A 24,737-nucleotide genomic window follows, 5' to 3' on the forward strand; every position below is an offset into this window, starting at 1 on the left:
TAAACTGATGAACAGATTTATTTTTGTGTGTATTTTGGCCCTGTTCGTTTCGGAGGTCTGGGCACAGCGTAATTTTATTGATCTTTCTGGTTCCTGGAGATTTGCGCTCGATAGAGACGATGTAGGGACGGAGCAGTTTTGGTTTGATCGGGTGCTGCAGGAGGAGGTCCGATTACCCGGTTCACTGGTGGAGCAAAACATCGGCGATGTAATTACGCTCGAAACGCAATGGACTGGAAGTATTTATGACAGCTCCTTCTACTATCATCCTCGATTGGAGAAATTTCGGCAATCAGATAACTTAAAATTACCTTTCTGGTTAACCCCTTTAAAACATTATGTGGGTGTAGCATGGTACCAGCGGGATTTCGTGCTTTTGGCCACCGACTTGCGGGGTAGCCTCAACCTGTTTTTGGAGCAGCCGCATACCGAAGCATCCGTCTGGGTAAATGGAAAGAAAGTAGGGATGCAAAACAGTATGGTGGTTGCGCATCAATTTGAAATTGCAGATCTTGTAAAAGAAGGGAACAATACGCTTACCATACGTGTAGATAACCGTATCAAAGCAATTAACGTCGGTCCCGATTCGCATAGTTTAACCGATCATACCCAAGGGAATTGGAATGGTATTATAGGACGGATAGGGATAGAAAAACGATCGAAAATCCACTTAGATGATATACAAGTTTATCCGGATATCCATCAAAAAAAGGCGAATATCCGTTTGAACGTAAGAACCGACCGAACTAGAAAGCTACGCATTCTATATAAAGCTGAAAGCTTCAATAGTTCGGTGGTTCATCAAACGAAAGGATACACCCGTACCATCCAGCCTCGAAATGTTAAGGATACCATAGATCTATCAATGACGCTGGGCGAAGGTATGTTGCTTTGGGACGAGTTTCACCCGAATTTATACCGTGCCACTTTTCAGCTGTATGATGGTGAAAACCTTTTGGACGAGCGAGAGGTAACATTTGGCATGCGGGAGTTTAAAGCGAGAGACCGATACTTTTATGTGAATGGGCGGAAAACGTTTTTACGGGGCACCTGCGATAATGCGGTGTTTCCACTTACAGGCTATCCGAATACAGATGTGGATAGCTGGCTGAAGATTTTCCGTAAAATCAAATCCTACGGGTTGAACCATGTGCGTTACCACTCCTGGTGTCCGCCAGAAGCTGCGTTTAAGGCTGCGGATATCGTAGGCTTATATCTACAGCCTGAAGGGCCGAGCTGGGCAAATCATGGTTCGTCACTTGGAAGGGGAGAGCCGATAGACCAATATATTTACGAGGAGACCGGCCGCATGGCACAGCAGTACGGGAACTATGCTTCTTTCTGTATGATGGCATACGGTAACGAACCGCGTGGTAATCAGATCCCTTACCTAACCGCTTTTGTGAATTATTGGAAAGCGAAGGATGCACGACGACTATATACCGGAGCATCTGTAGGAGGTAGTTGGCCGGTTATACAAAATAATGAGTTTATGGTCCGGGCCGGGGCTCGAGGTGTAGATTGGAACCGAAGACCGGAGAGTCAGAATGACTTTAGACAGCAGATCGCGCAATTTACAGTTCCTTTTGTAGCGCATGAGTTAGGGCAACACTGCGTTTTTCCCAACTTTGAAGAGATAGAAAAATATACAGGTGCGTATCGTGCAAAAAATTTTGAACTTTTTGAAGAAGATCTGAACGACCATCACATGCGAGACCAGGCTAAGATATTTTTACAAGCCTCCGGCAGTTTACAGGCATTAGCCTATAAACACGAAATGGAAAGGGCTTTTCGTACGCCAGGTTACTCTGGATTTCAACTACTGTCTTTAAACGATTATCCGGGGCAAGGTACGGCGATGGTAGGGCTTCTGGACGCTTTTTGGGAAGAAAAAGGCTATATAGATGCCAAGGAGTTTCGAAAGGCTTGTGACACCACTGTCTTACTGATACGTACACCAAAATTTGTGTTTGATCATTCCGAAACGCTTCGTTTTTCGATAGACGTCGCCCACTTTGGCCAGCGTGCCTTGGAAAATCCTACGCTAAACTGGCGCTTGCGAAATAATGAGGGCAACGCATATGCGGCAGGAAAACTCGTCGTAGATAAATTGGATCTTGGGCTTCATGAAAACGTAGAGCAGATAGAGATTCCGCTAGATGGAATCCGGACAGCGAAGGAAATGAAGCTGGAAATCATTTTGGAAGGGACGGAGATCAGCAATGACTGGGATTTTTATATCTATCCTAAAGAGCTACCTGTCTTATCCAGCGATGTGTTTTATGCGACGGAGATCAACGATCGGGTCGGCCAAGTGTTGGACGACGGCGGCACTGTATTTTTGAATCTGTCGGGGAAAATTACGCAAGGCAAAGAAATCGAACAGCATTTTCGTCCTGTTTTTTGGAACACCTCTTGGTTTAAAATGCGTCCGCCACATACCCTTGGCATTACCTTGGATGATCGGCACGCTGCGTTTGCGTCTTTTCCAACAAAAAACCATAGCAGTCTTCAATGGTGGGATATTTTACATAAAACCCAAGTTATGCATTTGGAGGATTTTCCGTCGTCGTTCCGACCATTGGTACAGCCTATTGACACCTGGTTTATGAATAGACGTTTAGCTTTACTCTTTGAAGCAAAAGTGGGTAAGGGGAAGATACTCGTTTCTTCGGCGGATCTTTCCGGAGATTCAGAAAATATCGTTAGAAAAAATCTATACCACAGCATCGTTAATTATATGGCTTCGTCCTCATTTCAACCCGCACAGAAGATTGACATACGCCTTATACAGAACTTGGTGACGAAGGAATCAACACTTACCTTCGATACCTATACCAAGTCTTCTCCAGATGAATTGAAGCCGGATTTGACAGAAATGCTGCAGCACTAAACACGGTATCGCTGATATGCCAGGCAAGGGGTTAGTCGAGCAGGATGCCGCAGGTTGCTACCAGTGAAACAAAAAGATAACTTCGTAGTAGAATAGACTTGTAACAGTATTTTTACCGCGAGATCATCCTGTTGAGTGCCTATGGTGACGCGTAAAGAATAAGCTTGGTATTGTCTAATTATAAACACGTAGTAACATCATTTATGAAACATTTTATCCCTAAAAAACTCATTTCTCGAATGCTTGTTGTGGTATGCTATATCACTTGTAGCATTTTTTACACGTCCCATTTGTCTGCGCAAACGCAGACGTCTACTGTTAGCGGTAGGGTAACGGACGAGTTAACCAACGAAGCTATTCCTAACGCTACTGTGTCGGTAAAGGGGGGTACCATTCAATCGAGTACAGATGTCGAAGGTTTGTTTCGCATCGACGCCACGCAGGGGCAGACCCTGGTTATTACGACTATCGGATATCTATCAAAAGAGGTTCCCGTTACTGGTACGCAGCTCAATATCACGTTGATACAAGACGAACGCGATTTGGAAGAGGTCGTTGTGGTCGGTTACGGTACCCAACGGAGAAGAGACGTTACGGGTGCAATCTCCCGTGTTTCGGGCGAAGAATTGCAGGAACGACCGGTTCAGAATATATCAGAAGCGTTACAGGGGAAAGCCGCCGGTGTAAACGTGGCCAGCAATATTCGACCCGGAGAAACACCAGGCATTAGGATTCGGGGTAATCGTTCCTTGACCGCCCAGAATGACCCGCTAATTGTGGTTGACGGTATCCCCTTGGTAGGTGGCAGTTTAGGTGATATCAGTCCAAATGACATTGAATCGCTGGATGTCCTGAAAGATGCATCAGCGACAGCCATCTATGGATCACGTGCGGCCAACGGCGTGATCTTAGTAACGACCAAAAGAGGGAAAGTAGGCCAGGTGACGGCTGCTTATCGTGGTACAGCGACGATCGACCGTTATCGATCCTTAACCGATTGGATGACTGGGGGGCAATATATCGATCGCTGGCGAGAAAGCTTGATAAATGGTGGTATGTATAATACGGAGCTTATTACAGATGGTTTTTCTCCGGCGAAGACGTGGTTTCCCGACCCGTCTTTAGACGAACGTCAGATGGGTCTTTCACAAGATATCCATGCGCTAAATAATGTATGGAAAGGCTATGAGTGGGAGGAGTTTGGAAAGATTGTAAAGATGCGGCCTACAACGGCAGCTGAACGTGCTATGGGCTGGCCGGCAGAAGTGCCTGTTTACAACTCGGCTAATATCCCGACCTACGATTGGGTAGGCGATGTGACACGTCCGGGAGTAACACAAAATCACCAGGTGTCGCTGTCTTCGGGAACGGAAAAGTCACGTATATACGCTTCCATAGATTATTTTGACCAACAAGGTGTACTAAAAGATCAGGATTATGAGCGTTTTAATATTAATCTGAACGGCGATATAACAGCAAATGATTGGCTGACATTTGGCGCAAGTATCTTCGCATCAACTTCCTTGCAGAATTACGGTATCTCGACGAATATCTCAAATACCGGTTCGAAGAATCTTCTTTCGCGTGCATTGGATCAATTTCCTTATGCCACCCCAAAAGATCCTGATGGCAATTGGATCCTAAACCCAGGGGGCAATCTGCAGCTTTTTAATCCCGTTATGGACATTGATCAGGTGAAGAACGAACGAAAGACTTATGCGATTTCACCTACCTTGTTTTCTGAGGTACAGTTTTTGCCGTGGCTGAAATATCGGTTCAATTTCGGGGCGCAGTTCCGAAATTGGCGAGCAGGCGCTTGGACGGGGCCTGGAGCTACTAACCACCTGAACAATAGACCTAATACCGCCGGATATACAAACGAGCAACGGTTTTCTTGGGTAGCTGAAAATTTGCTCTATGTCGATCAAAATTTCGGAGAGGACCATCGACTGAATGTGACTTTATTGCAGTCTGCACAGCGGGAACAATTTGAGAGCACAGCAACAAATGTTATCGGAACCGTATACGATATCAGTTACTGGTACGATCTGGCTGCCAATTCCAATGGTCGTCCTAATGGTTATGGAACTGGTTTCTCGGAAAAGACGCTGATGTCTTATATGGGACGTGTCAATTACGGTTACAAAGGTAAATACCTCATCACGGCGACGGGTCGGTATGATGGAGCATCTGTATTGGCACCTGGGCATAAATGGCATTTTTATCCTTCCGTTGCCTTGGCCTGGAACGTCATGGATGAAAATTTTATGCAGAACGTTTCTTGGTTGAACGAGCTGAAGTTGCGCGGTGGATACGGTGTGACGGGCAATTCGGCGGTGAACCCCTATACTTCGGGTGGACCGTTGAGCCGCAACCCGTATGTATTTGGAGAAAATGCTGCAATTGGCTATTTGCCGCAATTGGTGCGAAATCCTCTTCTGGGTTGGGAGCAGACAGCACAGTACAATGTGGGTATAGATTTTAATGTATTGAACAACCGAGTAAGTGGTAGTTTGGAATTTTATCAAGGCAACACATCCGATCTGCTCCTCACGCGTTCACTGCCTCCGGTTTCGGGATATGTAGAAAAATTGGAAAATATCGGAAAGACCCTGAATCGAGGTTTTGAAATAACCTTAAACACGGTCAATATCCAAAAAGAGCATTTTACATGGACAACCTCTTTCAATTGGAATACCAATCATGAAGAAATTGTGGAGTTGCAGAACGGCAAACAGGACATGTTGGCACAACGGTGGTTTATTGGCCAGCCGCTCCACGTATTTTACGAATTAGACAATGCAGGGATATGGCAAGGGACACCGGAAGATATCGCCGAAATGGAGAGGTTTAACGAGAATGGACATGATTTTTATCCTGGAACTGTACGCGTGGTTGACCAAAACGGTGACTATCGTATAACGGCAGATGATATGGTGATTAGAGGAACCAACCGTCCAAAATGGTCTGGTGGTATCACCAATACATTTCGCTATAAAGACTTAACATTGAGTACATTTATCTATGCGAGATGGGGGCAAACCTTTTTTGGAGGTTATCCGAATTCTTATGGTGGCATTTGGCCGAATGGAAGGGTAGAAAATGATCTTTGGTCCTGGGATAATCCAAACGGTACTTGGCCAATGGCAAGCAGTTTGTCAGGTAGAGAAAATGCGGGGGTCGCGATGCAGCATCACGACGGGTCCTTCGTTTCCGTCCGTAATATCTCGTTGACGTATGATCTACCGAAGGTGTTGCTGACAAATCGCTTCGTCAAGGGTTTACAGCTCAATGCACAGGTGCTGAACCCCTTTATATTCGGGAAAGACGCTGTCAAAATGGGCTATAATCCCGATGATGATACGAATTGGGAAAGAGCTTCAGGTAATGGTAATCCACTCGGTGGAAGCAATAATAATACCATCCTACCGCAATCTTATGTATTCAGTATTCGGGCCAACTTTTAATAAGGTAATGTAAAATGAAAGGAATCATGAAAAAATATATAATCGGATTATTAATAGGCAGCATGTTTGTTTCCTGTAAAGACTTTTTGGATGAACGGCAGGTTTCCAGTTTAACGCAGGATTTTTATAACGATGAGGGCGGATTGGAAGCGCTCATTAATGGGCTGTACGTATACGCTAGAAATAAACACGAATGGGACGGCAGTGGAGCCCGGCTTATTGAGGCGGAAACGGATACGTATCAAACGGCTTCCGCGCCTGTAGCCCGGTACGCCAGTGCTGAATACGGTACCGATGTCAGCCGTATTGCAGGCAATATCAATAACTTTCTAGGAGAGGTAAATAGTAACTTTGCTGCTATGGGAGCCTATCCGCATATCAATAACTGTAACTTGGCACTTGAGCAGATCGATCAGGTCGCTCCCGGCAAATTTGGCTCTGATGAGACATTCCGAAACAACAGAAAAGCAGAAGTTCGTTTTTTGCGTGCATGGGCCTATTATTTGATTTCTAATCAGTTGGGCGATGTTCCTTTGCTCCTTAATGCACGACGAGAGGACGATGGTATTTATTATTATCCAAAAGCAAGCTTAGAGGATATTTATAAGCAGATTATTACCGATGTGCGCTTTGCTTATGAGCAACTCCCGCCATTGCAATCGGATCAGGGCCGCATTACTAAGCTAGCAGCGGGACATTTTTTGGCCAAGGTTTACCTTAATCGTGCACAAGCAGCGGGATTTCAATTGAGTTCGGAAAGCTCCCTAACTATGTTATATAAAGGCAACGTCAGTACGGACTTGGATTCCTGTATTTATTTTGCCAGCGAGGTGATCAATCTGGCCGGAGGAGAAGGTGGTCTTGCTCCAGATTATTGGACGTTGTTTGACCCAGCTGTAGCAGAAAAGAATCCGCATCCAGAAATTTTATGGTCCGCACAGTTTGATGTCAATCCTACTACCCATACGCGCTTTGGCAACAGATCGGTAAATTATCATACCGGGAATTATACTAACCAGTCAGGTGTACAGCGATCCATGCTCTACGGTCGACCATTTGGTACATTTAAACCTACCGATTGGGGATATGACAACTTTAAAGATAGAATGTATGATTCGCGTTACAGTAAAACATTCCGTCATGAGTATATCAGCAACATGCCCAATGCCACAAGTAGTTCGTATACTTGGAATGGTGCTGCGGCCAATTGGTGGAACACGAATAAACCTGCCGACGCACCTACGGTCTCGGCGGGAGAAAAACGTATTAAAGAAAATCAACGAGCTATTATTTATGTGGAAAATACGAAAGAAACCGCACTCGATTCGGCCATGGTCCATAGTCAACCGTATCAGTTCATCGTTCGATGGGTGCGCTCTGCGGTGACAGGAAAATACTACTATAGACTATTTATTGATGGCTCTAATCTGGGACTCGCCACCGGAGCACCGGCTCCTTATCTTTCTTCGAAGAAACACGTGGATCCTTTGCGTGGAGGAAGTTCAGATGAATCTAATTTTAATAGTGAACAAGGTACCCGAGATGCGATTTTAATGCGTTTGGCGGAAACATTTTTAATTCGCGCTGAGGCGTATGGCCGTAAAGGCGATTACGGATTGGCTGTAGCGGATATCAACGTCATACGTCGGCGTGCTGCATTTAAGGCTGGGGAGCCCCGCCCGCAACCCCTTGTTGAATGGGAGTCTCAAGCGCAAGAGCTAACAGAAATCGAGCGGCAAGCACCATATCAAAGTGTTTCTACTACATTTGATAAGATCATGGTATCGCAAAACCATTTCACGCCGGGTACACCGGAAGCTCAAAGAGAAAACTATATACCGACTGTTACGTCAAAAGCAGACATGTTTGTTCATTTCATCTATAACGAAAAAGCAAGGGAATTTTTATCTGAGGGACTGGCTTGGGAAGATTTACATAATGCCGGTATCCTATATGAACGTACGGTGCATTATAACCAGATGGCTTCAGATCGGATGGGGTTGTGGCCTGTTGCAAGCAATCCGGCCAACGGAAACGGTCAGGATGGAAACGGAAAAGGACAGATGCAGAAACACCATACATTTAGACCGTGGCCGAATGCTTTTTTAGTTCGGCTTACGGATGAAAATGGTACGCCGTTGGACGAAGCTGCTCGAAAAGCTTATCAAAATCCCGGATATTAATCATTAACCTTTAGACATAGAGCTGTCCTATTTACGCGCGTAAATAGGACAGCTTTTTTATTGATTCGATATTTTGCAGGGGGGCTGATGACGGTGCAGGACATTTACGCGCACAGGATGCCGCAGGTTGCCATATCAGAACCGATGTAATATATTTGATATATAAAACAATTAAAAACCGAAGTACTAACAATAAGCAATAATTAGGAAAAAAAAGCATATAAGATAGACTATACTAAAAACCGAACAAGTAATTAAATAACATGTTGACCGAGTCGAGGCACGGACCTAAAACAGGATGACAAGACATACTGACATGGAAGACATTTGCGCTAACGACAGCGTGCGCAAAGCCTACGCGGTAACGGCGTCAGCCAAATACGAAAAACTAATCTACGGTAGTAGAACTTAAATTTTGATAAACCTATAAAACTATGGTATGCGTTTTTACAAATTAATCTTTTTATTGGGGCTGTTTACGGCATTTTGCCTTAGCTGTCGGAAAGAAGCTTTCGATGACTACTACAGCCGCCCGGACGATTTGGAATCGCCGATATATACCCGCCTGGAGGAAGAAGGAAGATTTTCCCATTTCCGCCGTCTAATCGAAAAAGCGGGCTATATGCAGACGCTCAATCAGGCTGGGTATTGGACACTTTTTGCACCAAATGACGACGCGGTCAATCGGTTTTTGCAAGAGCACAACTATGCGACAATAGAACAGGTGCCAGACGCCATTGCCGAGCAGATTGTTCGTTACGCATTAATTTACAATGCTTTTCAGACCAATCGTATATCGGATTACCAATCCAATCTGGGCTGGCAAGAAGGTTTGGGATTCCGGAGGCGCACGGCCTATTATGATGGTTTTCGGAAAGAGAAAGTGAAGATTAATGGCACGGAAAGGGAGATCGTCGTAGGGGCTTCGAACCGAAATAATGTAACGGTCAACTTTGGAACACCCTATTATGTAGACGGCGACAACAATAATAAATATGTAACCTATTTCCACGAAAAGTATAGGCAGTTTAATAGCCTCACGGCTGATGATTATAATTTCTTTTACCCATCGACACCAACTTCTAACTTCCATTTCATGGGCGGTTCGGTCGCGAAAGCCGATATTATTGCCGAAAACGGGGTGATACATGAAGTGGATGTAGTGACATTACCCCGTCCGAGTTTAGATCAGTATCTGCGCGAAAATGATGAATACAGCTTTTTCCGCGATTCCATTTTAAACCAGTTTTTCGTGACATACGAATACAGTCCTACAGCGAGTAAAACTTACGAATATCGGACAGGCCAAGTAGAAGAGGTATACATCAAAGTCTATGATCCACTGTTAGCCTTTTCGCCTAACAATGAGAACTTTCTCAAGGAGGAGGACAATGACGGACAGCAAGATGGTTATAGTATGTTTATTCCCACCAATGATGTCATAGAGCCCTGGATACGCAACGTGTTTCTAGAACATTACAGAACACTGAATCGAGTTCCCAAAGGGGTGATGGCAGATTTCATCAACACCATGTTGTGGCAAAGTGCCGTATGGCCCAGTCAGTTCTCCACAAAAACCAACCTACATGAAGAACCGGCCCGCTTTACCAAAGCCGATATTACCGACAAACAAATGGTAAGCAACGGATTCTTTTATGGGACGAGTAAGATACAGGAATCTGATTTGTTCAATACGGTATATAAACATGTGATTTTAGATCCCGAATATTCGCTGATGTTAATGCTGTTGGAGCGCGAACACAAACGGCTTGTTATCAATCCAGGAACGAAGTTTACACTGTTTTTGTTTTCCAACAGTCTGTTGAATAGATTAGGTTATTCCTATAACGAACGCTTGAACGAGTGGTCATGGATAGACCGTAATGGGAATACGATGGGACATGGTCAGACACAGACCCGTCTAGCGCGCTTGCTCTATAGCCATATTATAGAAACACCCAATGATGAACTGGCAAATATTAATAATACACAAGGTTTTATCCAAACAGGGGATCGGGCACTGCCAGGTGAATTTATTAAATGGAATAACGGGAATATTTACGCTGCCGGCAACGAACGCTTACAAGAGCCGGTACAGATTGTTGGAACAGCAAAATTTGGGAATAATGGACGGGTATATTACGTAAACAATCTGTTGGAATTCTCGAATGAAACAGCGGGTGAAGCCATGGCTCGTGTGGCGACGGAGAACCCTAATGTTAGCCGGTTCTGGGAGTATGTCTTAAGATCACCGCTTTACGTAGCAAACGATCGGGTAATTACCGGGGTGGCGGGAGGAAGCCTATATACCTTATTAATGCCAAATAACGATGCGGTACAGCAGGCTATAGATGACGGCGTCTTGCCGGCTGATCCAGCAACGGGCGATATCGTCGGTAAATTCCAGATAGAGAACTTTATTAAATACCATATCCTGACCAATGTCAATGTTGCCGCTGATGGTAACCAAGATATTCTATCCGCTATTACGTTGATGAAAGACGAAAACGATGAATCGCAAACGGTCAATGTGTCGAATGCTGTCGGGAACTTACGATTTATCGACCGGAAGGGAAGGACGATACCTAGCGTTTACAATCCGGATTTATACTTGAGCGATCGTATCGTATTACATGAATTAAATGGATATCTAAATTACAACAATTAAATCCAAATTATGAGACAATTAATATATCGTTCTTCGTTTCTGTTGTTTTGGATCTGCTGCATAGGGCATACCGCTTTCGCGCAACATATTGTGCGTGGAAAAGTGGTCGATGCAACATCTAAACAGCCTTTGGCGGGCGTTACGGTTTCTGAGCTGAGTACCGACAATCGTACCGTATCGGCAACAACAACAGATATCGAAGGTAATTACGCCTTAGCGGTTACTACGGCCTTGAATCGCCTGAATTTTTCATTTATCAGTTATAACGCGCAGGTGGTACGCATCAATAGTAGAAACCAAATCGACATGCAGTTGAGCACGAGCGATAGCCAGATTGAAGAGGTGGTTGTAACGGGGACTGGAGGAGTACAACCCAACACAGGTTTATTAAATATATCCGCCCGGGATTTAACCACGGCGACCGCCACAATAAACGCGAGTGTGTTGCAGGAGATGCAATCAAGCTCAATAGACGAAGCTTTGCAGGGACGCTTGCCGGGAGTCGATATTGCTGCCAATTCCGGCGATCCGGGCTCGGGGATGTCGATCCGTATACGGGGTACCTCCTCCTTAAGCGGTAGCGCGGAACCCTTGATTGTGGTCGATGGCATGCCCTACGAGACAGAAATTCCTGGGGATTTTAACTTTGGGGCAGCGGATGAAGATGCGTATGCGCAGTTATTGAATGTTGCTCCAGCGGATATAGAAACTATCTCGGTGTTAAAGGATGCTGCTGCAACGGCTATGTGGGGTGCTAGAGGTTCCAATGGTGTGCTATTGATTACAACCAAGCGAGGTACCATGTCGAAGCCGCGGATGGGCTACTCGTTTCGTGGGGCGCTTTCCTCGGTGCCAAGTGCGATCCCGCTGCTCAGTGGCGATCAATATTCTTCCTTGATCCCAGAAATGTATATGAACCGTACAGGGCTTCCTTTAAACACATTAGCCAGTAAGGAGTTTCAGTACGATCCAGGAGACGTTTATTACTATCATAATTACAGCCAGAATACAGACTGGATAAACGCAATTAACCAAACCGGCTTGTCCAATGATCATACCTTTTCGATACAGGGCGGGGGCGAGAAAGCCAGATATTATTCTTCGGTGAGTTACTTGGGACAGCGCGGCGTGACCGTCGGGACAGGTTTGAGCCGGATAGCAGCTAGGCTGAACCTGGACTACGATATCTCGGAGCGGATTAAATTCCGTACAGACATCGCGTATACCCATACGGTGACTGATCGGAATTACGTCAATTCCAGAGATAATCAGGATAATATCCGTGGAGCGGCGTATGTCAAGATGCCCAATATGAGTTTATGGGAATACGATCCCTACGGCAATATCATGCCGGTGTACTTTTCGCCAGACCGGAATATTCAGGGGGTCTATCCCGGCACTTATAGTCCCGCGGCAATGGCTGAATATGCATACAACAAGCACATGGGGGAACGGATTACACCGACCTTTAATTTACGCTATGAACTGATTAGAGGGATATTGTTTTCGGACTTGAGTGTGATGTTTGATATGAACAACACACGGGTAAACAATTTCTTACCGCAACTAGCAACCGGTAGACCCTATACGGAGACGGTCGTGAACCGTGCGGGGGAATCCGATCGCGATGATTTTCGAATGCAAACGAAAGCAAATCTGATTTATACACCCAATCTCGGTGATAAAATGAAACATGATTTGCAGATGTTGTTTTCTTGGCAGACAGACGATTTTCGTGGGTTGAGTTATGAATCGATGATATCGAATACAGCTTCTACCTTATTGACCGATCCATCGAATCCAGGCCGAACACAGAATAATGAATTAGCATTGCGGGGAGGAGAAGGACAATCGCGTTCGATTGGCGGTGTATTTAGTACGCAATATAAGTTCTTGGACCGTTATATCGTGAATGTGGGTATACGGGGGGACGGGAACTCTAAATTCGGAGCAAACTATCGTTACGGCTATTTTCCGTCCATTTCTACACGCTGGCGTGTTTCAGGTGAACGCTTTATGGAAAACTTACCCTTTATTGATGAGTTGAGTTTCCGTGCAAGTTACGGGCATTCGGGGAAAGCACCCCGTTACGATTACCTCTTTTACAGCAATATTAACAGCTATGATCAGACTTATTTAGGCGAGGCAGGGACGGTCCCGGCGAATATGGCGTATAGAAACCTGAAATTTGAACGGGTGAAGGGAGCCAATGTGGGACTAAATCTGGAAATGTGGAAACGTCGTTTCCGTTTGGATATGGAGTTTTACCGCAACCGCACCACCGATATGCTATTCGATGACTTGGGCGTGCCCAACACCTCTGGATTCGAAAGTATCTGGCTCAATTATGGCGTGATGGACAATCAAGGGTGGGAACTTAACCTTCATGCGACTCCGTACCGTTCGAAAAATCTAATGGTCGATTTTGCTTTCAATATCGCTCGGAACCTGAATGTAGTCCGCGAGGTGCCGGAGTTTTTTGTGAACGAATCTGGTACAGGAACCGTAAATGGTGATTATAAGCGGTATCTGCGGATTAATAATCCCATTGGTTCTTTTTACGGCTATCGGTACGAAGGGGTGTATTCCACATTAGAGGAAACCATTGCAAAAGATGCCAACGGACAGGCTATTTATGGTCCGGACGGCGAACCCGTGTATATGCGGTTTAATTACCCGTATACAGACTACGTATTCCAGCCGGGGGATGCAAAATATGCCGACATCAACAACGACGGCAGTATAGACGAGCGGGATATCGTTTACCTGGGCAATTCCAATCCGAAGTTTACCGGCGGATTCGGCCCATCGATTACGATTAAGAATAGTTTGCGGATTAACCTGTTTTTCAACTTCCGTCTAGGGTATGAAGCCATTAACGATGCATTGATGCATACCACAAAGATGACGAACTATGATAATCAGTCTACCGCTGTATTACGCCGCTGGCGGAAAGAGGGTGACGTGACGGATATGCCGCGTGCACTGATGGGTATGGGATATAACTGGTTGGGATCGGACCGGTATGTTCAGGATGCGTCATTTCTGCGTTTTCGCTCGGCTACCGTTAGTTATACCTTTAATCGAGGCAGTATGATCGATCGTATAGGCATGAGTAATCTGCGTTTATACGTAACAGGCGAAAACTTCTATACTTGGACGCGTTACCTCGGACAGGATCCGGAAGTGAATATGGAAAAAGGGATTTTCGGAGTGGCACGGGATAACTCTCGGACACCACCAACGATGCGCTTTACATTTGGTTTATCGACAAGTTTTTAACCTAGAAGAGATAGTGATGATACATATATTCAAAAAATCAATTTCCGTCCTAGCACTTGCCTTGCTGAGTTTCAGTTCCTGTAATAAATGGTTAGAGCTCAAGCCACAAGAGGGTGTAGTGGCCGAAGACTATTGGAAGACGAAAGAACAGGTACGGGCTGCGGTCAATGGACTGTATATATCCTTGATAACACCGATCTATGGCAATCGACACCTTAGTCAGGAGCTGTTTATGCATGCCGAGATCCGTACCGATATGGTCGATATCAGTACATTCGCTCCACAGACGTATACCGAATACCGTTTTGCCGATATGCTGCCAACCAATTTGTTCAGCAATTGGGGGATGTTCTATAAGATTATTAACTACTGCAATAACGTCATCGACAACGCGCCAGCCGTCAGAGAAGTTGATCCAACGTTTACACAAGCAGATCTAGATGCTTATGTAGGTGAGGCCTTGGCAATCCGGGCTTGGATGTATCTTAATTTGGCGCGTATCTGGGGTGATGTACCGATTAAGTTAACGTATACGGCGTCAGACGAAGATTTGGTGTCTATCGCGAAATCGCCGCAGGCAGCAGTACTGCAAGCGGCAGTAGACGACTTGGTTCGTGCGGAACCGATGGTGCGTGAAACGTTTGGTAACAACGCTGCAGATAAAGGTAAAATAACCCGTTATGCGGTCAACGCGCTGCTGGCGGATGCCTATCTGTGGCAAGATGAATTTCAAAAAGCGGCAGATGCCTGCGATAAAATTATCGATGCCGGCATATATGAGCTGGTACCAGGCGATCCATCAACTTGGTTGAACCAGCTTTTTGGACAGGGTAACTCTGTCGAAGGCATTTTTGAATTGCAGTATGACCGGCAGCAACTGAATCCTTTTTATGCTTTATTCCGATTGAATGCCCTTTACACAGCCGGACAGCATGTATATGAAGATTTATTCCAATTTGATGCTGCGGATCCGACAAACTTTGACGTGCGCGGCGATCGGGGTGCATTGTCAACCGCGACCAATATGATCTACAAGTACCATGGCCTAAACCGTACGCAGACCAAGTCGCTGGAAGAATCCTATACGCATTGGATGGTTTACCGCTATGCGGATGTACTCCTGATGAAAGCAGAAGCACTAAATGGCCTGAACCGGGGGCAGGAGGCCCTAGACTTGATTTACATGATTCGGGAACGTGGAAATGCGATGCAAGGTACTGATTTAGATCCCGCCCCAGATGACCAGCAGGGCATCACCACGTTTATCGTCGAGGAACGTGCCCGGGAATTTGCATACGAAGGCAAGCGTTGGTTTGATGTGTTGCGCAATGCGCGCCGAAACAACTACCAACGGATCGATTTGATTACCAGTATGGTCTTGAATTATGCGCCGGCAGATAGGCAACAGGCCATGTTGGGCAAATACCGTGATGTAGATAGCCATTATCTTCCAATTTATTTTATCGAGATCCAACGTAGTGGCGGTGTATTGCAACAAAACCCTTTTTATGGAAACTAAAGACATAACAGTGATGAAAGCGAGAAAGATATACCACATAATAGGTCTGCTGTTGCTGGCAGCAGTACTTTGGTTGCCGTTTTCCTGTACGAAGGAAAATTTTACGGAAACAACGGATACCCGTCCGAATATCAACCGCTTTTTAGCGGAACATGAAGATTACAGCCTCTTTGCTGAAGCAATTAAGCTGGCAGGTGCATCTTCGTATTTAGATGCTTGGGGGACGTATACGGTCTTTGCACCAAATAACAGTGCTATGCAAGCTTTTTTACAAAGCGAGGGTAAAAGCCGTATAGGCGATCTCTCCGAGGCGGATGTTAAAGATTTAGTCAATCTACACATTGTGCAGGATACCGTTTCTACCGGGCAGTTTCGGGATGGCAAGATTCAACGTAACTCGGTTTTTGGAATGTTTATCACGACTGCTGTACAAAATATAGAGGGGGAGTCCTATTTCGTCTTGAATAAGGAATCAAAGATCATTATGCCAAATATCCGAACGGGAAATGGCATGGTGCATGGTGTCGATAAGGTATTTACAAAGGTGACAAATACGGTGATGGAGGAAATTGAAGCCGACCAGAATTTAAGTCTATTTGCCGAGGCCTTGCACCTGACCGGTTTGGATGCGGTGCTCAATCAACGGGTCGCCGAACAGTATTTCTCTGTGCTTGCCGTGAGCAACACGGCTTTTGCTCAACGAGGTTTCAATACGGTACAGGATTTAGTCGAAAAGTACAATCATACCGGAAACCCGAAAAATCCAGAAGATAGCTTGTATATGCACATGGCGTATCATGTTTTACCAGACTTGAAATATATATCCGACCTGGCATTCTCCAGCTCGCATACGACAAAAGTACCGCGGGAAGTTTTGCTGGTGAAAGTGGATCGAGAGAAAATATTATTGAATGAAGAAATCTGGTTAGGCGAGCTGGAAGAAGGTGCCGAAGTAGATCGCCAGGCCAGCGATAATACGACGGTCAATGGTGTCTTGCACTATATCAAAGACGACATCTATATTAAACAACGGCAACCTTTCCGCGTGGATTGGGATCCGGCGGATCAACCGGAAATCCGTGTAGCAGGAGCTTACGGGAGAAGTGATTTGGTTATCTCGAAAGGTTTCCTTCGTGACGTGACATGGGGTGGTGCAGATAATAGGGTAATTCGATATTGGGGAACATCCGGAGGTAGTTTTGGGGGAGCCGTTTTTGGAGATCGCTTAGAAATAGCACTAAGAAACAATAGTTCGACAATCCCGTGGATTGAATTTAAAACACCCGTGGTCGTACGTGGACGCTATAAGGTTTGGGTGGGGTGGCGAACAATCTCGAATAACGGAAGAGGAAATACTATTGACACCTATATCAATGGAGAGAAGCTTTCACGATCCTTAGCCATTCAAGAATATAGGATAAGAACCTTACCCGATCGAGAATTGGAGGCGTTAGGATATAAAAAGCATATTGCCGCTTCCAGTAATAATTACAATTGTAAGATGGTCGGTATCGTGGATATTGAGATAACAGATAGACAGACATTACGCTTTGAAAGCCAAACTAACGAAAGAGGGGAACTTCACCTTGATTTCATTCAATTTATCCCGATAGACCAAGAGCAAATATATCCGCAATTCGACGAACAGGGCAATGCCGTTTATCCGTAAACCTTAATGATGAAGACTCTCCCAAGTTTACATATCATGACTTGGGAGATTAAAGAAATAGAATATTAACATTATACAACACATATTATGAAAACAATACTTTTAACAATCGCATCCATATTAATATTAAGTAATATATGTTTCGGGCAACGTATTGAATGGTACGGTGGTTACCCCAGTAATTACGTAACCTACTCTGATGATACTAAGTTAGTGTTCGATTCTGGTGACGGTATTATATCTGGGTCGTATGAATTGTTAAGTGATGGCCGTACATTACAATATGAAGTTAACATAAATCCGCACGTTATTGGAAGTATATATGAAGTTGTTGTGTCAGCTTCTTTAGATGAACCAACCACCGAACCGGCATGGTGGGATTATTATTATCAACCTTATAACTTAGGAGCGAAGACATTTTCAGGGAGTATTTACCTTAATTATGATGAACCTAAGCCATTTGCAGCAATCGTCGGTTATTTAAGTTTAGAACCAAATTGGATGATTAGGTATTTTGATATTTATTCTACCTATTATCCAGATTAGGTCTCATAAATGGTGTGATATAGTTGGAACACATATATGCTTTCCAATTGACTTAATAATAAGAAATATAAGATAATGAGAAAATACCATATACTAACCCCGATAATAGGACTGCTTTGTGTCCTATTGTTGCAGATTAGCTGCTCCGATCCCTGGGATGAACATGCTCGGGATAACGAGGGACTGACGAACGAACCTTTGTTGGAGCGGCTAGAAAAAGAACCCGAATCCAGCGAATTCCTGAAGCTGCTACGGGCTTCGGGAGTAGATGAGTTGCTAAACGGCAACAATGCCTATACGGTTTTCGCGCCGGAAAATAGTCGCGTACAAGCTGTAGCGTCTTCCCTGCAAAATGATGCGGAAGCGTTGGAACGCTTTGTAAAAAACCACATAGCTGTATCGACACACCGACTGAATGCCTCGGCGGATACCGTGCGTCTGACCATGCTCAGCGGTAAAATACTTGACTTCGTGAACGGCGAGATCGATGGTGCCGCCTTTACGAAAACAGACCAAGCAGGCGCCGACGGGATCTACCATGTCATTACTGAAGTTTTGACACCTCGACAGAGCCTTTGGGAGTATATGAATGCGCATAAGGATGAACAGCAAAATGCTTTTATCCTGCATTTGAATGATTACAACCTGCATGATACAGCGGTGGTTGAAGATCCCGAAGACTATTATTTGAATAACGAATTTCTGAGCGAAGTAGGCGATGTACGGGACGAGACTAAACGCTTCACCTATTTCGTATTGAATGATGGGGATTTTACAGCGGAAGCACAGCATTTCCTTCCTTATGTAAACTACCGCAATCATGCGGATTCCTCTTATGCCATTAGTCAGTATCATATCTTAAAGGATATGCTGTTTGACCAAGCGTACGATAGAGACAATCTGCCTGCGATGCTGATCAGCAGATCCAATGTGCCATTTCCGGTAGATCGGTCAGCCATTAGCCGTTCCGTACGGTTGAGCAACGGTTGGATTCATTATTTAGATAGACCAACATTGCCTATTCCCAATAAACTCGTGGATATTTATATAGAAGGAGAGGAACCCTGGGGCTTTTCGGCCTCGGTCGCGAACAGAACATTCCACCGGGTACGCAAAGATCCTTTTGGTGAACTTTTTACCGATATCATGGTACAAAACCATGGGGTTTCCAGTCTGCAGGTGGCATATCAGACCCCCCGGATGTATAGCACAACTTATGATGTATACTGGCGGGCATTGAATGACGTGCAGGCCAATGTATTCCAGCAGCAGGTCGGGATTTTCGAGTTTGACACGCGTCCGAGCGAAGAGAATCCTGATCAGGAAGTCAGAGAGTCCATTTATGTATTTCCGTATACCAATGTGGAGCAAAATAATTATAGCGAGGTCTATCTGGGGGAATTCCATTTGGCAGACTACAATCGGATTGTCCCGATATTGCGAGCCATGGGAACTGCCACACACGGGGAAAATACATTGGTATTGGATTACTTACGCTTTGTGCCGAAACTAAAAACCAACTAAACCAATTAGATGATGCAATTGATATATAAACTATTTATCGGAAGTGCTGCGTTAGCTACTTGCATGTCGACCGGGTTGTTGCAGGCACGGTCGGTGGCACCGTCCGTAAAACTGGAGATAACAACGGGTTCCGAGCAAGAGTTAAGGGTCTCTGGAACGGTCCGGGCAGCAGATAGCGGCGCCCCGGTAGTCGGCGCCAATGTGCAAGTGATCGGATTTTCGGCAGCTATTACCAAAGATGACGGTACGTTTTCCCTTAAGCTACCCTCGTCGACGGCTAAAATAACCATTAATGCGCCCGGTTTTCAGGAGAAGATCGTGTTTGCGAAGACCGGAGAATCCAATTTGGAGATCTGGTTGTATGAGGAAGCCTATAATCCGATCCGTCAGGAAGCAATCTTGTTTAATGAGAAACAGAGTGTCCTGTCGCAGGCTGCGGCGGTGCAAACGGTCGATTTAGGGAAATACCAGTGGAAAACGACTTCTAATGATAACACCGCACAATTTCTGCAAGGAAAAATTGCCGGCTTGAATGTGGTGCGTAATTCAGGTACGACCAATGCTGGTGCAAATCTGACCCTTCGGGGTATCAATTCGTTCTATGGTACATCCAAACCACTGCTGGTCGTGGATGGTGTCCTTTACGATGATGAGGATTATAGTGCGGAGCTACTCGCCAATTACAGCGAGTCGGGACTGGCGAACATCGATGTAAAAGATATCGATAACATATCCGTGTTAAAAGATGGATCGGCGTTGTATGGCACCAAGGGTAGTAACGGGGTCATCTTTATTACTACCGCCCGTGCGAAAGAGCTGGCCACGCGGATTGATTTTCTAGCAACGACCGGTTTCAACAACAAACCGAAAAACCTGCCGATGATGGACAGTAGAGGCTATAGAAGTTACTTGTCGGAATTATTGAGTACGCAGGGTTTAGGAGCTGATTCTATAGCGCGATTGCCGTACTACCGGCTAGACGCTGAAAATACCGAGCGATTTGCCTATTTGAACGAAACCGACTGGCAATCGGAAGTGATGGATCACAGCATCAACCAAAATTACTATCTGAAAGTAGCAGGAGGAGATAATATAGCACAATATGCACTGTCAGCAGGTTATACGAATGATCGGGGCGTACTGAAATACGATAACCTGACCCGCTACAACATGCGCTTGAACGGAGATCTCACCTTATCGGAGAAGTTTACGGTACAGAGCAACCTTTCTTTTTTCTATAACCGACATGATATACGAAATCAGGGTGTGGATTCACATTCCAGTCCCTTGTATCAGGCATTGGTTAAATCGCCGTTTTTGGCACCTTATGGTTTTGACGAACTGGGCAACCAGTCTCCGGTCTTTGCTGATATCGATGTTTTCAAACAGAGTAATCCAGCGGTGTTGGTCAGCGAGAACACTATCGGACACAACCAGAGTTACCGTTTCGTCGGAAACCTACATTTCAACTATCAGTTTAATGAGCGTTACGCCTTGCGTACCGTAGCGGGCTTGGTATACGATAAAGGTCGGGAGAACTTTTTCTTGCCGGAATTGGGTGTGTTTTCTGACGACCAGCCGACGGCGGAGATACGAAATGAAGCGGGTATACAGAACCGAAAACTCTTTTCATTATTTAACGATACCTATTTGAGTGCCAACAATACATTCGGACCTGATCATCGGTTAAGCAACCGGATTGGTTTCCGTGTACAACAGCGCAATGCAGAATATGATTATGGTCTGGCTTTCAATACAGCAAACGACAATTATGTAAATGTATCGGGGGGAAGTAACCTGCTACGACAGATCCGGGGTGGATTTGGAAACGCCAACTGGGTAAATGCCTACATGTCGCATGATTATGCTTATAAAGAACGCTACCTATTGCGCTGGGATGCCGCGTTGGATGGTTCCTCGCGTTTTGGGACAGGAGCTAGTAAAGGAGCCCTGAAGCTAGGAAAAGATGCTTTCGCGCTCAATACAGCACTTCACGCGGCCTGGGTGGTTTCAGCCGAGGACTTCTTCCGTGCGGACGCGATCAATCTCTTTAAATTGCGTGCTTCCTATGGCGTATCGGGTAATGACGATATCGGCGACTATGCGGCCCGCACCTATTATATTTCTCAGAATTTTCTAGGCGTACAGGGGCTCATCCGGGGAAATATTGGAAACCCAGCATTACAATGGGAACGCGCTTTCAAAACCAATTTGGGACTGGATCTATCGTTGGCCAAAGAACGGGTAAATATATCGGTCGATTTGTACAATCACCGGTTTAAGGATATGATTACCTATCAGGCCCTATCGGCACAGACAGGTATGAGTTTGGCATTTACGAATGGCGCAACGATGCAAAACAACGGTTTAGATCTGAACATCACAGGTCGTTTGATCAACAAACCGAACATGAAGTGGGATATGGGGCTACAACTGGCGACCTATCGGAATAAAGTCTTGACGCTGCCGGGCGGTGCGTTTGAAACAACTTACTACGGTGCCCGGATGATCACAACGGAAGGGGGCGCAGCGAACCAGTTTTATGGTCTACAGAGCTATGGCGTATTTGCGACCGCACGGGATGCCGCGAATACTGGTTTGAGCAGACGTTTAACGGATGGTAGTTTGTTGCCTTTTGAAGCTGGAGATGTACATTTTGTGGATCAAAATGGTGACAATATTATCGATGAAAAGGACAGGGTGGTTATTGGCAACCCGAATCCGGATTGGTTTGGCTCATTAAACACAACATTCCGCTACAAGCGTTTTTCATTACATGCGCTGTTTACTTACTCGTTGGGTAACGATGTTTACAATGCTACACGGCACCGTTTAGAAAATGTATCCTCCTACCATAACCAGAGTATCGCCGCGAATTACCGCTGGAAGGAGGAAGGGCAACAGACGAATATGCCGAGAGCCAACTGGGGTGACCCGCTTAACAATGCTGAATTTTCTGATCGCTGGATAGAAGACGGTTCTTACTTGCGATTACGTACGATTAATTTTGGTTACCATGTACCGGTCAATCACGATATCCTGAAATCATTTGATGCTTTTCTGACGGTCAACAACGTGTTTACGATATCTAAATATTTGGGTTACGACCCTGAATTTAGTGCTAACAGCTCGATCTACAGCCAAGGGATCGATATCGGGATGACGCCACAGTTCAGAACAATACAAGTAGGAATTAAGGCTGGGTTTTAATATAAAAATAAAGATGATGAAGAAGAACTTTATATATGGTCTTTCAGTTGCATTGATTTGCTTCGTAGGCTCTTCCTGCAGCAAGTTCTTGGACGTAGAACCGGAAGAGGTGCTGGTAAAAGAACAGATGTACCGAAATATATACGACGCAGATGCTGCCGTTATTGGGGTCTACGGGAAGTTGCTATCGTTAGCTGAGCAGCATGTTTTATGGAACGAACTGCGTGCCGACCTACTCACGGTGACTAACCGGGCAAACCCCTATTTGCAGGAAATTAGCACGAACGATGTGGGAGCCATTAGCGCCGATAATCCGTATGTTAATCCGCGCAAGTTTTATGAGGTTATCCTCAACTGCAATGACGTGCTGGCCAATTTTCAGATCATGCGGGAGGAGAATAAGTTTACTCCGGAGGAGTATAACCAACGCTATTCGGATATCATGGCTGTGCGGACTTGGGTATACCTGCAATTAGGGATACATTTTGGGAGGGTGCCTTATGTAACTGATCCGTTGGATGATACCGATGCGGTGCTGGACAGGAGCAAATATCCGTTGTTGGAATTTGAACAGTTGCTTTCACAACTCATCACCGATATGGAGGCCATTCCCTATAAGCTGCTTTATGCCAGTACGGAATCGCTGATGTATGCGGTAGATGGCTACGTGATGGAACGTTTTTATATCAATAAACAGGCGCTATTGGGTGACCTGCATTTGTGGAACAACGATTATCAAAAAGCAGCGGAATACTACAAGCTGGTCATGACCAGCTATGACAACTTGGGGAACGATAACTTTCGTTATGACATATACAAGATTAAATGGGCCGAAATTACCTCCAATAATGATATCGCGGTAGGTTATCTACGTGATCGGGAGCAGGATGTACGCACCTTGATCAATAGCAAAACACAGGGTTGGCGCTCCATGTTTTCGCGAACGCAGGATGGCTTATGGAACACGGAATGGGTTTGGGCATTGCCGTTCAACAGCAACTTTAGCCCGCAGAACCCATTCATTAGTCTATTTGCTGCCAATGGAGGAGATCACCTATTAAAACCAAGCTTAGAATCATTTGATTTATGGAATAGTCAGACGCAGCGGAATGGGGTGCCTTATGACGCACGGCGGGATTTATCCGTGTCGATGATCGGACAGGAGGGAGTCGTTACGAAGTATACCGATGAATTTTCGGACATCGAGACAATGTTGCCGATTGATAAATTTCAACGTAATGGCAAATGGCACCTCTATCGGGCAGCGAAACTGCATCTGCGCTTTGCCGAGGCGGCTAACCGAGACGGGCATCATAGATTGGCGGTTGGATTGTTGAATAACGGTGTTGGCCGGATATATGATGTTCCCGATCAGACAGATAAAACAGATATACAACAAACACATTTACCGTTTCCCTACGATTTTGAAGCTAGAATGGGAAATAATCCCTTTTTTCGTGATACTTGGCACCGAAACGATGGTCTTCGCGGCAGGGCTCGTGTGACCTTTCGGGAAATCAACCCGACGGACAGCCTGACCCAGGTCGAAAATTACTTGATTGAAGAAGCAGCTTTGGAAATGGCGTTTGAAGGAAGCCGTTGGGAGGATTTGGTTCGAATAGCGATGCGGCGTAACGATCCATCCTTCTTAGCCGATAAAATTTACGAAAAATTAAGCAAGGAAGGCAATCCACAGGCAGACGCTGTCCGCAGCAAACTGATGAGCCGCGAGAATTGGTATTTGCCGTTTACGTGGGATGTAGCAGACTAATTTTA

At 45.3% G+C, this 24,737-nt stretch carries 11 protein-coding genes; all 11 read left to right on the top strand.

What is annotated here, in order from left to right:
- The first annotated feature begins 7 nt into the window (after positions 1–7).
- The 11 genes from C5749_RS12240 to C5749_RS12290 all read left to right on the top strand — a co-directional run bounded on the left by C5749_RS12240 (position 8) and on the right by C5749_RS12290 (position 24,732).
- On the top strand, positions 8–2,893 hold the full coding sequence (locus C5749_RS12240; RefSeq protein ID WP_105726420.1) for an exo-beta-1,4-galactosidase: 2,886 nt from the start codon (positions 8–10) through the stop codon (positions 2,891–2,893).
- Positions 2,894–3,096: 203 nt separating this feature from the next.
- A complete protein-coding gene (locus C5749_RS12245) occupies positions 3,097–6,360 on the top strand; it encodes a SusC/RagA family TonB-linked outer membrane protein (RefSeq protein ID WP_105726422.1) in 3,264 nt (1,087 codons plus the stop codon).
- Between the two features lie 26 nt (positions 6,361–6,386).
- Positions 6,387–8,543, top strand: coding sequence for a RagB/SusD family nutrient uptake outer membrane protein (locus C5749_RS12250; RefSeq protein WP_181151398.1), 2,157 nt, complete (start codon positions 6,387–6,389; stop codon positions 8,541–8,543).
- Between the two features lie 439 nt (positions 8,544–8,982).
- Complete coding sequence (locus C5749_RS12255) at positions 8,983–11,211, top strand: fasciclin domain-containing protein (protein WP_105726426.1); 2,229 nt, start codon at positions 8,983–8,985, stop codon at positions 11,209–11,211.
- A gap of 9 nt (positions 11,212–11,220) precedes the next feature.
- Positions 11,221–14,493 carry a SusC/RagA family TonB-linked outer membrane protein gene (locus tag C5749_RS12260; RefSeq protein WP_105726428.1) on the top strand — a complete coding sequence of 1,091 codons (3,273 nt, stop codon included), beginning with the start codon at positions 11,221–11,223 and terminating at the stop codon, positions 14,491–14,493.
- A gap of 16 nt (positions 14,494–14,509) precedes the next feature.
- Positions 14,510–16,012, top strand: a complete 1,503-nt coding sequence (locus C5749_RS12265; protein WP_105726430.1) for a RagB/SusD family nutrient uptake outer membrane protein — start codon at positions 14,510–14,512, stop codon at positions 16,010–16,012.
- Entirely contained in the window at positions 16,002–17,681 is a 1,680-nt protein-coding gene (locus tag C5749_RS12270) for a fasciclin domain-containing protein (protein ID WP_105726432.1), read from the top strand. The genes C5749_RS12265 and C5749_RS12270 overlap by 11 nt, the downstream gene beginning before the upstream one ends.
- Before the next feature lie 87 nt (positions 17,682–17,768).
- Positions 17,769–18,227, top strand: coding sequence for a hypothetical protein (locus C5749_RS12275; protein WP_105726434.1), 459 nt, complete (start codon positions 17,769–17,771; stop codon positions 18,225–18,227).
- A gap of 75 nt (positions 18,228–18,302) precedes the next feature.
- Positions 18,303–19,751: a fasciclin domain-containing protein gene (locus tag C5749_RS12280; protein WP_105726436.1), complete on the top strand. Its 1,449-nt coding sequence runs from the start codon at positions 18,303–18,305 to the stop codon at positions 19,749–19,751.
- A 9-nt stretch (positions 19,752–19,760) separates the two neighbouring features.
- On the top strand, positions 19,761–22,961 hold the full coding sequence (locus tag C5749_RS12285) for a SusC/RagA family TonB-linked outer membrane protein (protein ID WP_105726438.1): 3,201 nt from the start codon (positions 19,761–19,763) through the stop codon (positions 22,959–22,961).
- 13 nt (positions 22,962–22,974) lie between these two features.
- Positions 22,975–24,732: a RagB/SusD family nutrient uptake outer membrane protein gene (locus tag C5749_RS12290; protein ID WP_105726440.1), complete on the top strand. Its 1,758-nt coding sequence runs from the start codon at positions 22,975–22,977 to the stop codon at positions 24,730–24,732.
- The last annotated feature ends 5 nt before the right edge of the window (positions 24,733–24,737 follow it).

The sequence above is a fragment of the Sphingobacterium gobiense genome (assembly GCF_002980575.1).
In the GTDB taxonomy this organism is placed as follows: domain Bacteria; phylum Bacteroidota; class Bacteroidia; order Sphingobacteriales; family Sphingobacteriaceae; genus Sphingobacterium; species Sphingobacterium gobiense.

Coding starts and splice junctions, on each gene's coding strand:
- C5749_RS12240 (WP_105726420.1), top strand. CDS start 8: ATGAACAGATTTATTTTTGTGTGTATTTTGGCCCTGTTCGTTTCGGAG.
- C5749_RS12245 (WP_105726422.1), top strand. CDS start 3,097: ATGAAACATTTTATCCCTAAAAAACTCATTTCTCGAATGCTTGTTGTG.
- C5749_RS12250 (WP_181151398.1), top strand. CDS start 6,387: ATGAAAAAATATATAATCGGATTATTAATAGGCAGCATGTTTGTTTCC.
- C5749_RS12255 (WP_105726426.1), top strand. CDS start 8,983: ATGCGTTTTTACAAATTAATCTTTTTATTGGGGCTGTTTACGGCATTT.
- C5749_RS12260 (WP_105726428.1), top strand. CDS start 11,221: ATGAGACAATTAATATATCGTTCTTCGTTTCTGTTGTTTTGGATCTGC.
- C5749_RS12265 (WP_105726430.1), top strand. CDS start 14,510: ATGATACATATATTCAAAAAATCAATTTCCGTCCTAGCACTTGCCTTG.
- C5749_RS12270 (WP_105726432.1), top strand. CDS start 16,002: ATGGAAACTAAAGACATAACAGTGATGAAAGCGAGAAAGATATACCAC.
- C5749_RS12275 (WP_105726434.1), top strand. CDS start 17,769: ATGAAAACAATACTTTTAACAATCGCATCCATATTAATATTAAGTAAT.
- C5749_RS12280 (WP_105726436.1), top strand. CDS start 18,303: ATGAGAAAATACCATATACTAACCCCGATAATAGGACTGCTTTGTGTC.
- C5749_RS12285 (WP_105726438.1), top strand. CDS start 19,761: ATGATGCAATTGATATATAAACTATTTATCGGAAGTGCTGCGTTAGCT.
- C5749_RS12290 (WP_105726440.1), top strand. CDS start 22,975: ATGATGAAGAAGAACTTTATATATGGTCTTTCAGTTGCATTGATTTGC.